This is a genomic window from Streptomyces griseus subsp. griseus, from assembly GCF_000720255.1.
In the GTDB taxonomy this organism is placed as follows: Bacteria; Actinomycetota; Actinomycetes; order Streptomycetales; family Streptomycetaceae; genus Streptomyces; species Streptomyces griseus_I.
Map to the genome: position 1 here is coordinate 100,584 of NZ_JOJE01000025.1, position 11,362 is coordinate 111,945.

Sequence of the window (11,362 nt, forward strand, 5' to 3'; positions counted from 1 at the left end):
GAGCAATCATGTCTTCCCGTTTCGTGGTCTTCATCGACTCGCCGTGGACCGGCGCGGGCCAGGACTGTGCCCGCTATCTGCTGGAACAGGGCGTCACGCCGATCATCGTCGCCGCCGACCCGGCCGCACTGCATCCCTCCCTGCTGCACGACTACGCCGAGCTCGGCGTGGAGATCCGGGCCTGCGACGTGGACTCCGTCGACGCCGTCGTGGACTTCTGCCGCGAACTCGGCACAGAGGGCGAGGTCATCGGCGTGACCTCCGTGTACGAGTACTACTGCGACACCGGCGCGGAGGTCGCCGCCCGCCTGGGCCTGGCCGGCCCGGATCCCGAGGCGGTGGCGAAGTGCCGCTCCAAGGCCGCGATGCGCGAGGCCATGGCGGGCACACCGGGCCTCAACCCGCTCTTCCAGGTCGCCGACTCCCCCGCGCAGGCCGTGGCCGCCGCCGAGAGCATCGGCTACCCCGTGGTCGTCAAGCCGCTGGACCTGACGGGCAGTCTCTTCGTACGCCGCTGCGACTCGGCCGACGACGTCGCCGCGATCACCGGGCAGGTCATGGAGCTCGGCGAGTACCTCGGACACACGGTGACCCCGAAGGTGGTCGTGGAGGAGTGCGTGCCCGGCGCCGAGTACTCGGCCGAGATCGTGCACGGCAAGGTCCTCGGCCTCACCGAGAAGATCGGCAGCGAGCCGCCGCTGTTCCTGGAGATGGGGCACGTCTTCCCCGCGGCCCTGCCGCCCGAGCGCGAACGGCTCCTGGTCGAGAAGGCCGAGCAGGCGGTGCGGGCCATCGGTGTCACCTGGGGTCCCGCGCACGTGGAACTGAAGCTCACCGCGGACGGCACGGACGCCCGCGTCATCGAGGTGAACGGCCGGATCGCGGGCGACCGCATCCCCGAGGCCGTCCGGATCGCCAGCGGCGTCGACATGTGCCGTCTGCACATGTTCGCGCTCCTCGGCGGCACCCCCGATCTGACCCTGCGCTGCGACCGTACGGCCGCGATCCACTTCCTGATGCTGCAGCGCAGCGGCCGTCTCGACGCCATTCACGGCATGCCGGAGGCCAAGGCGGTGAAGGGCGTCCACGAGGTGCACCTGCGCCCGGGAGTCCAGGCGGGCATGACCTACGAGGCCAACGGCTCCAACCGGGACCGCGCGGCCTGGATCATCGCCGAGGGTGCCGACCGGGACGAGGCACTCGGGCGGGCGCGCGCGGCGGGCGGGGAACTCACCTTCGCCTGGTCGCCGGCCGGCGCCACGGCCGAGGGGGCCCAGCCGGCATGACGCCAGAGCGCGGGCCGGCGAGCCCGCCCGTACCGGTGTCCCGTCGCACCGTGGCCGTGCCCTTCGCGGCGGGCCGGTCCGGCCGGGCTCCACTGACCTGGAGCCAGCAGTACTACCTGGCGGAGCTGGACGCGGCCCGCCCGCACGGCCGCAGCCTGGCCATCACCCGGCTCTACCCCCTACGGGCCGGAGTCCGCGAGGAGGAGGCGACGGCCGCGCTGCGCGAGCTCGTCGAACGCTACGAGAGCCTGCGCAGCCGGGTGACACGGACCGCTCCTCCCGGCCAGCAGGCGCACGGCCACGGCTCGTTGCAGGTGACGGCGCACGACCTCGCCGCGCCCGCCGCGGCCCACGAGGTCCATGCGGCGGCCGAGGCCGTGCTCGCGGACCTCGCCCGCGTTCCCTTCGACGTCGCCGAGGAGTGGCCGCTTCGGGCCGCCCTGATCGGCGTCGGCGGGCGGCCCCGCTTTCTCGCCCTGGCCTTCAGCCATGTCGCCGTGGACGCCTTCGCGCTGCTGCCGGTCAGCGCCTTCCTGATCGACCGGTGCGCGCAGGCGGACCCGGTCGCGCGGACCGCGCCCGGTTCCGCCGTCGAGGGTCTGCAGCCGCGTGAGCTGGCCGGGGCCGAGGCGTCCGAGACGGCGTCCCGCTCCGCCCGACGGGCGCTGCGGCACGCCGAGCGGGCCCTGCGGCGCATGCCCGCGGCGCCCGCCTGCGCCGGTCTGCCGGGGGCCGGCGAGCGGTTCCGTTTCCTGCGCCGCAGGTCGGCCGCGCTCGACCTCGCCGTGGGCGCGGTGGCGGCACGCACCGGGGAGAGTCCCGCCTCCGTACTGACCGCGGCCGTACTGGCCACCGACGCCGCTCGAACCGGCGAGCGGTACGGCGCCGTCCAGCTGATCTCCGCGAACAGACTGCGCCCGGAAACCGTCGACGCGGTCGTCCCCTGCTCCCAGCCGGTGCTGTGCTGCGTGGACACGTGGGACGCGTCCTTCACGGAGCTGGTGCGCCGTACCGCGTCCGCGTCCCTGCGCGCCTACGCGGCCGGTCCGTGCCCGCCCGCCGCCCTGGCGGAACTGCGCGCCACCGTGGAGAAGGAGCGGGGCGTACGGCTGGACGGCGCCCCGACCCTCAACTACCGCCCACGGGCGACCCCGCTGCCCGTGCGGGAGGCCGGCGCCGAAGAGCTGCGCCGGGCCGCGGCCGACGCCGAGACCGCTTGGGTGGACAGCGCCATGCTCTGGCAGTCCGCCCACTACCTCAGCGCCGACGTCGACGGCTCGGGCGTGCGGCTGCTGCTGCAGGTGGACACGGCTGTCCGGACTCCCCGGTGGGCCGAACGCTGGCTGGCCGACCTGGAAGACCTGCTCTGCGCCGCCGCATCGGACGCCACCGCGACCCGCACGCCCGCCGGACTCGGCTGACCCTCCGACGCCGCGCACCCCCTCGACACGTATGAATCCGGAGAGCCCCATGACAGACACGCGACAGCAGCAGACCGTCCTCCTGATCGGCGCAGGTGTGATGGCCGAGGGCTATCTGCGCGCGGCCCAGGCGGCGGGCCTGCGGGTGGGCATCGTGGAGACGCCCGCCCGGCACGCGGCCCTGACCGGGCGTTTCCCTTGCATCGTGGACTTCGAACCGGCGGCGGAGGCGACCGTGACCCGGGACGAGAGCTGGCTGTCCCCGGCCATGACCCTGGCCGGCCGGCTCGTTCCGGACGCCGTGTGGGCGTTCGCGGAGGCCCACGTCATGGCCGCGGCCATGGTGCAGCACCGCCTCGGACTGCCGGGCCCCGGTCTCGACGCGGCGACCGTCTCCCGCAACAAGGCGTTCCAGCGCGCCGAGTTCCACCGCGCGGGCCTGCCGCAGCCCGGTCACCGGCACACACTGCGGCTGTCGGACCAGCGGGAGTGGGCGCTCGCCCGGCTGCCCGTCGTGGTGAAACCCGTGTCGCTGCAGGGCAGCCAGGGCGTGGAGCGGGTCGCGAGCGCCGCGGAGTGGGACGACGTGGTGGCCAGGCGGGAGAGCGAGGGGCCCCTGCTGGTCGAGGAGTACGTGGAGGGCCAGGAGTACAGCGTGGAGGCGCTGGTGCACCAGGGCCGGGTCCTGTTCACCAACCTGACCCGCAAGGAGACCAGCGGGCCGCCGTACTTCGTCGAGCTGTTCCACGAAGCCGGCTACGGCGCGGACCGGCCCCTGCTGCGCAAGGCCGCGGAAGAGCTGTGCGCGGGTGTCGTGGAGGCCCTGAACTTCTCCACCGGCGTCGTCCACCTGGAGTTCCGCGCACGCGCCGACCAGGATTTGGTGATCATGGAGGTGGCCGTCCGCACCCCAGGCGACCACATCATGGAACTCGTCGCCCGCGCACATGACTTCGACGTCTTCGCCGCCTGTCTGAGCCTCGCCCTCGGCGAGGTTCCGAAGACGCCCGAGGCACCGGCACGCGCCGCGGGCAGCCTCTTCCTGTCGGCGCCGGAAGCGGGCCGGCTGACCGCGCTCGACCTCGCCGCGTGGGCGGCCCGGCCCGAGGTCGCCCGACACGACGCCCGCCTCTCGCCCGGCGCGCAGGTGCGCCCCGCGCAGAACTCGGGAGATCGCCTCGCCTGGGCGGTGCTCGAGTGCCCGACCGGGCAGGAACTGCGCCTGCTGGCCGAGCGGTTGGTCACCGAGGCCGTGGTGGAGATCGACCCGGCCGACGCGCCCGCCCCCGGGGCGTGAGCCGCGTCGCACCGGCCGAGTCCTCCCAACACCCCCATCAGATCGAGGAGTTCCATGTCCAAGCAGCGCGTCCTGATCGTCGGTGGACGGATCGAGAACGTCCGCAAAGCCAAGGAGCAGGGATACGAGGTCGTCTTCCTGCAGCGCCCCGAACTGTTCCTCGCGGAGCACGCCAAGCTGGTGGATGCCGCGCTGCTGGTCGACTACCGGGACTGGGGCATCCTCGAACCCCTGATCACAGCGGCCCATCAGGTGTACGGCTTCACGACCGCCGTGACCACGAGCGAGGCCGGACTGGAACCCGCCGCGCGCATCAACGACCTGCTGGGGCTCGGCGGTGTCTCCCACGACGTGGCCCTGCTGCTGCGGGACAAGCTGCGCATGCGCCGCCATCTCGCCTCCGTGGCACCGGAGATCACCGTCGCCGCCGAGGAACTCGACGGCCGGGAGAGCCTCGACCGGTTCGCGGCGGCCCACGGATACCCGTTCATCGTGAAGCCGGTGGACGGCATCGCCAGCCTCGGCCTCCAACTGGTCACGGACGAGGCGGAACTCGACCGCGTCTGGGAGACGGCCCGCGGACTGCGTGGGGTGGAGCACCAGTTCGCCTCGGCGTTCCCCCTCGAGCGGTTCATCATGGAGGAGTACGTCGACGGTCCGGAGTTCAGCGTCGAGGCCTTCACCTTCGCCGGCCGGCACGTGATCGTGGCGATCACCGAGAAGCTGACCTCCGACAACTTCGTGGAACTCGGCCATGTCGTGCCCGCCCGGGTGTCCCCGGACTCGGCGAGCGCGATCGAGCGCTGCGTGCGGACCTTCCTCGACGCGATCGGGCTCCAGGAGGGCCCGAGCCACACGGAGGTGCGGCTCTCGGGCCGGGGGCCCCGGGTGATCGAGTCGCACAACCGGCCGGGCGGCGACCGCATCCGGGACCTGGTGGAGGCGGCTTACGGCTTCGACATCGAGCGGTACACCGTCGCCTGGGCGAGCGGCACCCTGCCGGCGCTGGAGAGCAGGCCCCCGCTGCGGCAGGCCGCGGCGACCCGCTTCCTGAGCGCGGAGCCGGGCACGGTGACGGCGGTGGAGGGGCTGGCGGAGGCGGCGGAGCAGACGGACGTGCTGACCGTCGCCCTCGACGTCGCCGTCGGCGACACCGTACGGCCGCTGCGCTCCAGCTGGGACCGGATCGGGCAGGTGGTCGCCGTGGGGCCGGACGCGGACGCCGCGCTCGCCCGGTGCGAGAAGACCGGCGCGAGCGTCGTCGTCCGCACGGAGGTTACGGCCGATGCCCCCGAGTGACCCGGCGCGCCCGCCCGTCCAGCAGCCCGGCGCCCCAGCGGGTTCCGGCCACATCGAGATCACGTCCGAGGAGGAGTTGCGTGGCCTGATCGGTGAGGCGAACCCGGTCGTCTTCGGCAAGGCGACCCGGCTGCTGGGCGAGTTCGAGAGGGCGTGGATCCGGCACACACCGCTGGTGATGATCGCGACGGCGGCTCCGGACGGCTCCTGCGACGTGTCCCCCAAGGGTGATCCGGCGGGCTTCGTGCAGGTCCTCGACGACTCCACGCTGGCGATGCCGGACCGGCCGGGCAACCGGCGGCTCGACAGCTGGCGCAACGTCCTGCAGAACCCGCACATCGGAATGATCTTCGTGATTCCGGGGCGGGGCGACACCCTGCGGGTCAACGGACGGGCGCGGCTGGTCCGTACGCCGACGCTGCTGGACGGGATGGTCGTCAAGGGCAATCGGCCGAAACTGGCCGTTCTGGTGGACGTCGAGGAGGCCTATTTCCACTGCGCAAAGTCGTTCATGCGAGCCGGTGTCTGGGATCCTGCGTCCTGGACGCCGGAAGCGGCGCCGTCCAGGGCCCGCATCGCCAGGAGCACGGAGTGGAAGGACGTACCCCTTGACGTGCTCGAAGAGCGGTACGGGGCGTCCTACGAGCGCCGCCTCTACCCGTGACCGGCAGACCGCAGGTGCCGATGGACACGACCCCGACGCCATGGATGCCAGGGATTGTCAATGCAATGACGAAGTGAACACTCGGTAATTGCCAATGTTTGTCAAGTCTTGCCAAGCCGGTTGAGGCGGGGCTAGCTTGATTGTCAGGCGGGCCGCACGGGGGAAATGGCCACCTCTGGAGCGCGCCTTGCCCGCGGTCAACGGTGATCGCACCTCTCACCCCACCAGCAACAGGCAAGGATCGATCATCGTGAAGGTTCTCGTGGGCGGACTGGCTGCCCTGGCGCTCTCTCTTCTCCTCTCCGCGGGGCACGCTCCGGTTCAGCCCTCCCTTCAGGCGTCCGTGAGCACCCAAGCGGCCGCGGTCGCCGACCCCATAGACTGGCCCTGACCGGTCAAAGCTTGCAAAACGCAACCTTGCCAACTTTAGACAAGGTTTGCCATACTCTTGGTCTGGGGGAGTCGCCGAGGCGACTCCCCCTTGAGTGCCTTCTAGGGCCAAACGCGCCTGTGCGGGGCGCCGCTGACTGAACCCGATCATCACCCTCGAGGACGGATCCACTCATGCTGGAGCAGCCGAGCTTCGGCCGACGCCTGCGTCAGTTGCGACTGCAGCAGGGCAAGTCGCAGTCGGAGCTGACCGGACCCGGAATGTCGGCCGCCTATCTGTCCAGGCTCGAATCCGGGGCACGCCCGCCGACCGACCGCGCCGTGGCGTATCTGGCCGAGCGACTGGACGTGCCGGTCGAAAGCTTCGCCCAGTACTCCGAGAACGATCTGGCCGATCTGGTCATGACTCTCTCCTCGCGACCGCACGGTGAGCGTGACGGGGAGATCCGCGACCTTCTCAACGACGCGCTCAGCACCGCCATCGACGTGGACGCCACGACGCGCTGGGAGGCTCTCGACCTCTTCGCCCGCCAGCACTCGGCACTCGGCGAGTTCCAGGAGGAGCGCACCGTCCTGGAGAAGCTGGAGGTGATGAGCCGCGAGCTGAACCGCCCGGCGCTGCACGTCTACGTCCTGCAGCGCATCGCCCGATGTTGCCGAAACCTCGGCGACATGGAGGGTGCCCGGAGCTCGGCCCAGGAAGCGCTGGAGCTCACCCGGCGGCACCAATTGCGCGTCCTGACCGCGGACCTCGTCCGCGCCAAGCTCCTGCTCATCTCCGCCGAAGCGGAACTCGGCAACCTCGCGGAAGCGGCCGCCCTCAGCACCGAGGTGTGCGAGAGCCTGCCGCACGGCGAGGGCGCACTCGCCGCCGAGGCCTACTGGACCGCGTCCACCGTCCGGGCCAGGCAGGGCAACTTCAGCCAGGCGTTCGAGTTCATCGAGAGGGCGCTCGCGGCCCTGGACAGCCGCGAGGAACTCACCCTGTGGATGCGTCTCAGGCTGGCCGCGGCAAGCCTGTCGCTCCAGTCCATGCCGCCCCGCCTCGACCGGGCCGAGGCCCTGCTGACCGAGGTGGAGCCTGCGCTCAAGCTCGCAGGCCCGCCGAGGAACGTACAGGAACTGCTCCTCCTCAAGGCCCAACTCGCCTATCGGCAGGGCCAGATGGAGCGCACCGCCGAGCTCGTCGCGGCCGCCGAGGACGATGTGCACCTGCTGACCTACCGGGACCAGATCCGCTTCCGGCTGCTGCGCGACATGCTCGCCGCCTACGCCGGCGACTCCGGCGCGGACCACCGACTGCGGGAACTGGCCGCCCAGGTACAGGCGGCGCGGATGCCCGACCTCAGCGCGGAAGTGTGGCGCGCCATCGCCGAGAGCGTTCCGGCCGCCTAGGGCCTGTCGTTTGGATCAGGTCGCAGGGCAGCGACGGTGCTTTTCGGAGGGCGTCGATGCGGAGCATCGGCAACCGACGACAACGCCGCAGATGGGCGTGCCAGACCCCGCGTCTGCGGCGTGATCCAAACGACAGGCCCTAGGTGGATCGACCTTAAGCCGAGGTGTCGCGCTGAGTGCCCGAGGTCATCTGCACGGGGGCAGCGGCGATCAGCAGTGCGGCGAACACGATGGGGGCGGCTGTCTGATACCCCATCCAGACTTCACCCCCGGCGGCGCTGCCCTGTCGCGCCATCAGGAGGCCGGTCAGGGCTGTCAGCACCCAGCCGCTGTCGTAGGCGATCATGAGCCGCGTGTAGGTACGCATCGACCGGCTGCGCGTGTATCTGATCTCGATGCCGCCGCCGATCAGCAGGGCCACGCCTGAGACGACCATCAGCCAGGTCGGCGTCCCGAGCAACCGGCCGAGCGGGGCGGCGCCGGCGATGCAGACAGCGGCGAGCAGCACCTTGAAGGCGCCGTCGGCAATGGCCCCCACCGTCTGGCGGGTCACCCGCGATGCCACGACCTGGGCCATGAGCATCCTCCCCAAAGCTCGTCCTCGACCGGTTCCGTAACGAGATTACGGTAATAATCAAACTATGAGAATGACGAGAGCGGAGGCCAAGGAACGCAACCGCCGCGCCTTGCTGGACGCCGCGTTCCAGGTCGTATCCCGCGACGGGTACCGGGCCAGGCTTGATGAGATCGCCGAACGCGCCGACCTGACCACCGGCGCCATCTACTCACTGTTCGGGAGCAAGAACGGCCTGGTGGTCGCCCTGGTCGCCGATTACCTGCGGCCGTACTACGAGGAGATCGAGCGGGCGGTTCCCGCTGGACTTGATCTGCTGGAAGCGGTCGACGCCTTCGCCCGTTACTACCGGCGCGGTTGTGACGCTCCGGACGCGCTGTCAGGCCTGTCGCTCCAGATCACCTTGCTGGACATGGCCCTGCATGACCCAGAGCTGGGGTCCCAGCTCGCCACGTCCATCCGGGCGCAGGAGAGCCATCTGATCGCGCTGTTCACCGGAAGGTCGCACAAGGGAAGCGTCGTGACGCCGCAACAGGCGCAACGCCTGACCACCGCGCTCAGGGCACTGTTCGTCGGCCTCAGCCAGGGCGTCCCGCTCGGTCTTGCCCCTGGTGCCGACGAGCAGTACTTCGCCGACGCTGCCCGCGCTCTGGCATCCGGGATGCCCCTCATCGATCACGATGGGGATGCTTCGTGAGGGGCAGTCAGGACAAAGGGCAGCGAGGTGACCGGGGCGGCCCTCGCTGTCGGCCGTTCATCCGGCTGCCCTGCCGCGCCGGGCTTCACCCCGGAAGGCCCCTTCACTGGCGTGGTCGACGTCGATGGTGTCGAGCCGGCGGCGGGTGATGCGCTCGCTGCCGTCAAGGGTCGCGGCGATGGCAGCGGCCCGGTGGGAGAGGCTTCCGATCATGCCGCCGCTGCGTTGGTGGAGGTGGGGGTGCAGGAAGGCAAGGGTCTCGGCCTTGTGCCGGTGGAGCCGGAGTGGGGCCTCCATCGTCCAGCCGCACATCGTGGAGACCTGGAAGCTGTCGACCGACCCGCAGTTCGTGGCCAAGGTCCGCGACGTGGCGGGCATCTACCTCGCCCCGCCGGAGAAACGGTCTGGTCCTGGCTGCAATTGGCCGACGTCACCGCCCCGAGGAGGTCAGTAGGGTGGGTTCATGCCGAAGCGCGAACCGTTCATCATCGACGGAGTCACTTACGAGCGCGATTCAGCTCCGGGAGAGGGCGGATCAGCCGTGGTGTGGAAGACCCGCCGTAAGCCCGACGGTCAGGTGTTCGCAGTCAAACGGATTACGAAGGACCGCGACGCGGACTCCGCTCGCAACAAGCGTTTCAAGCAGGAGATCGAGTACGGACAGACATCGAGCCACCCGAACGTCGTGAGTATCCACGCGCGCTCAGAGGACGCGAACTTCTTTTACTACGTCATGGACTTCTACCCGATGACGCTGCGAAACGTGATCAACGACGAAGCCGATGCTGACGTGCTTCTCGACTACGCGCGCCAGCTCTGCGATGCGCTCGCGTACGTGCACGGCGACGGCATAGTGCATCGCGACATCAAACCTGAGAATGTCCTCGTCGACCCTGATGCGCGTCGGCTCGTCCTGGCCGACTTCGGCATCGCGCATTTCAAGGACTCCTCGCTCACGAATCGCGGGGACCTCTTAGCGAACCGGAACTACCTCGCTCCCGAGCAGATGGTGAGGAACAACGCCCTCGGTATCGGCAAGCCGGCGGACATCTTTGCGCTCGGCCTCGTCATAACCGAGATGTTCACGAAGCAGAACGCCCGAGGGCGACGACACGCGCTTGTGCGCGACCGCTATCCTTTCCTAGCCGACCTCGACCTGATCATTGAACAGATGCTGCTCCAGGACGAGGCGCAGCGGCTCCGCATCGACACCGTACGCGGCATGCTTCGGGTAACCCTTCAGCGGCTCGACTCGGCAATCGAGGAGATCTCCGATGATCTGCGCCCCAACGAAGTGTCCGCCGACAGCTCGTCCGGCGAGGTCGAGCGGATCCTCGGCCGTGCCGCCAGAGACGTGCTGTCGGCGAAGCATGTCTTCGAGCGGGTCGCCGACGGAGAGCTCGACCGATTCAACCTCAACTATCACTGCGAGGTTGCGTACAGGGTGAGCCCGGAGCTGTTCAATACATGTGCTCAAGCCGTTGTATATGCCTTGTGCAAGGCGAAGTTCGACTATGAGGGCGCCGGGCGGTGGGACGAGAACGACGACGCTCTCGTGTTGTCGGCCGCCAAGGCGGGACTCCAACGCGAGTTGGAGACGATTCTGGCTGATTTCCCCCTCCCTCAGTCTTCGCGCTGGGACGGTCTGCCACGGCGGTCGGCTCACTTGTTCCGGTTCTGCAAGGACTACCACTGCGAAGAGCTGCTGACGAGCATCCGCGAATCTGTCTACGGTGAAGGCAATGGCTCGTTGCCGGCGAATCTGATCAGCGCCCCGATCCTCTGGATCACCAGCTGGATTCGTACGAATCTGGACACCGACTACCTGGAGTTCGACAAAACAGTTCGCGAGGACATCGGTTTCGAGCGCCACCTCTCGGTGCTCTGGGACGAGACGCTTCCGTTGGATTCGGCCCGAGAAGCGGTGGGAGTGGATCTGTTGACCGCGCCGCTCAACGCCGACGACGTCGCCGGCACACTGCAGGCGCTTGAAGCGAGGTGGGATGTCTCCGTGGGAGAGCTCGTAGACGGTGGGTACTCGGTCATGTTCCGGTCACGCAACACGTACCGCTGCTTCCACGACGAGGCGCTCGACCTCGCAGAACCGGGCTCAGTATTCGAAGCCGACGTCCTCAATCTGCTCCGCCCTGAGGCGGAGTTCGACGACCTCGTCGCACTCACATGGGATCGGGACTTCGACGTGGCCATCACGCTCGGGAAGGTCCTCGGCATCCGCACGCCCTAGTAGGGCTTGGTCAGGTCGGTTGTGGTGGCGCGTGTCCTTCGGGACGGGTGCGGCGTTGAGGGTGTGTGACTCCGGACGAGATTGCTGTGGTGCG

10 protein-coding genes and 1 pseudogene are annotated in these 11,362 nt (G+C 69.5%); 9 read left to right on the forward strand and 2 right to left on the reverse strand.

From position 1 onward, the window contains the following. Window positions 1-8 precede the first annotated feature (8 nt). The 6 genes from IG99_RS28925 to IG99_RS28950 all read left to right on the forward strand — a co-directional run bounded on the left by IG99_RS28925 (window position 9) and on the right by IG99_RS28950 (window position 7,752). Window positions 9-1,286 (forward strand): ATP-grasp domain-containing protein, encoded by a 1,278-nt coding sequence (locus IG99_RS28925; RefSeq protein ID WP_037678839.1) that lies wholly within the window; start codon window positions 9-11, stop codon window positions 1,284-1,286. Next, window positions 1,283-2,707 carry a condensation domain-containing protein gene (locus IG99_RS28930; protein WP_107056048.1) on the forward strand — a complete coding sequence of 475 codons (1,425 nt, stop codon included), beginning with the start codon at window positions 1,283-1,285 and terminating at the stop codon, window positions 2,705-2,707. Before IG99_RS28925 ends, IG99_RS28930 begins: the two co-directional genes overlap by 4 nt. A 49-nt stretch (window positions 2,708-2,756) precedes the next feature. Further along, window positions 2,757-4,004, forward strand: coding sequence for an ATP-grasp domain-containing protein (locus IG99_RS28935; RefSeq protein WP_051866003.1), 1,248 nt, complete (start codon window positions 2,757-2,759; stop codon window positions 4,002-4,004). Between the two features lie 54 nt (window positions 4,005-4,058). Beyond that, on the forward strand, window positions 4,059-5,303 hold the full coding sequence (locus IG99_RS28940) for an ATP-grasp domain-containing protein (protein ID WP_037678842.1): 1,245 nt from the start codon (window positions 4,059-4,061) through the stop codon (window positions 5,301-5,303). Beyond that, a complete protein-coding gene (locus IG99_RS28945) occupies window positions 5,290-5,967 on the forward strand; it encodes an MSMEG_1061 family FMN-dependent PPOX-type flavoprotein (RefSeq protein ID WP_078947958.1) in 678 nt (225 codons plus the stop codon). The genes IG99_RS28940 and IG99_RS28945 overlap by 14 nt, the downstream gene beginning before the upstream one ends. A gap of 564 nt (window positions 5,968-6,531) precedes the next feature. After that, the gene (locus tag IG99_RS28950; RefSeq protein WP_037678843.1) at window positions 6,532-7,752 is read left to right on the forward strand and encodes a helix-turn-helix domain-containing protein; all 1,221 of its coding nucleotides are present in this window, start codon (window positions 6,532-6,534) and stop codon (window positions 7,750-7,752) included. 154 nt (window positions 7,753-7,906) lie between these two features. On the opposite strand, the gene IG99_RS28955 is transcribed toward IG99_RS28950, so the two are convergent. After that, window positions 7,907-8,329, reverse strand: a complete 423-nt coding sequence (locus IG99_RS28955) for a hypothetical protein (RefSeq protein ID WP_199815615.1) — start codon at window positions 8,327-8,329, stop codon at window positions 7,907-7,909. Window positions 8,330-8,399: 70 nt separating this feature from the next. On the opposite strand from IG99_RS28955, the gene IG99_RS28960 reads away from it, so the two are divergent. Further along, complete coding sequence (locus IG99_RS28960; protein ID WP_037678844.1) at window positions 8,400-9,023, forward strand: TetR/AcrR family transcriptional regulator; 624 nt, start codon at window positions 8,400-8,402, stop codon at window positions 9,021-9,023. 57 nt (window positions 9,024-9,080) lie between these two features. On the opposite strand, the gene IG99_RS52055 is transcribed toward IG99_RS28960, so the two are convergent. Further along, on the reverse strand, window positions 9,081-9,236 hold the full coding sequence (locus IG99_RS52055) for a hypothetical protein (protein ID WP_394298053.1): 156 nt from the start codon (window positions 9,234-9,236) through the stop codon (window positions 9,081-9,083). A 61-nt stretch (window positions 9,237-9,297) separates the two neighbouring features. On the opposite strand from IG99_RS52055, the pseudogene IG99_RS52060 reads away from it, so the two are divergent. Both IG99_RS52060 and IG99_RS44330 read left to right on the forward strand, forming a co-directional pair. After that, window positions 9,298-9,423 (forward strand): annotated as a pseudogene (locus IG99_RS52060) (IS630 family transposase); the annotation flags it as partial. Window positions 9,424-9,486: 63 nt separating this feature from the next. Then, window positions 9,487-11,268, forward strand: a complete 1,782-nt coding sequence (locus IG99_RS44330; RefSeq protein ID WP_078947959.1) for a serine/threonine-protein kinase — start codon at window positions 9,487-9,489, stop codon at window positions 11,266-11,268. The last annotated feature ends 94 nt before the right edge of the window (window positions 11,269-11,362 follow it).

What these genes read in the sequence shown, in the direction of transcription:
- IG99_RS28925 (WP_037678839.1), top strand. Translation starts at nt 9, where the DNA reads ATGTCTTCCCGTTTCGTGGTCTTCATCGACTCGCCGTGGACCGGCGCG.
- IG99_RS28930 (WP_107056048.1), top strand. Translation starts at nt 1,283, where the DNA reads ATGACGCCAGAGCGCGGGCCGGCGAGCCCGCCCGTACCGGTGTCCCGT.
- IG99_RS28935 (WP_051866003.1), top strand. Translation starts at nt 2,757, where the DNA reads ATGACAGACACGCGACAGCAGCAGACCGTCCTCCTGATCGGCGCAGGT.
- IG99_RS28940 (WP_037678842.1), top strand. Translation starts at nt 4,059, where the DNA reads ATGTCCAAGCAGCGCGTCCTGATCGTCGGTGGACGGATCGAGAACGTC.
- IG99_RS28945 (WP_078947958.1), top strand. Translation starts at nt 5,290, where the DNA reads ATGCCCCCGAGTGACCCGGCGCGCCCGCCCGTCCAGCAGCCCGGCGCC.
- IG99_RS28950 (WP_037678843.1), top strand. Translation starts at nt 6,532, where the DNA reads ATGCTGGAGCAGCCGAGCTTCGGCCGACGCCTGCGTCAGTTGCGACTG.
- IG99_RS28955 (WP_199815615.1), bottom strand. Translation starts at nt 8,329, where the DNA reads ATGGCCCAGGTCGTGGCATCGCGGGTGACCCGCCAGACGGTGGGGGCC.
- IG99_RS28960 (WP_037678844.1), top strand. Translation starts at nt 8,400, where the DNA reads ATGACGAGAGCGGAGGCCAAGGAACGCAACCGCCGCGCCTTGCTGGAC.
- IG99_RS52055 (WP_394298053.1), bottom strand. Translation starts at nt 9,236, where the DNA reads ATGATCGGAAGCCTCTCCCACCGGGCCGCTGCCATCGCCGCGACCCTT.
- IG99_RS44330 (WP_078947959.1), top strand. Translation starts at nt 9,487, where the DNA reads ATGCCGAAGCGCGAACCGTTCATCATCGACGGAGTCACTTACGAGCGC.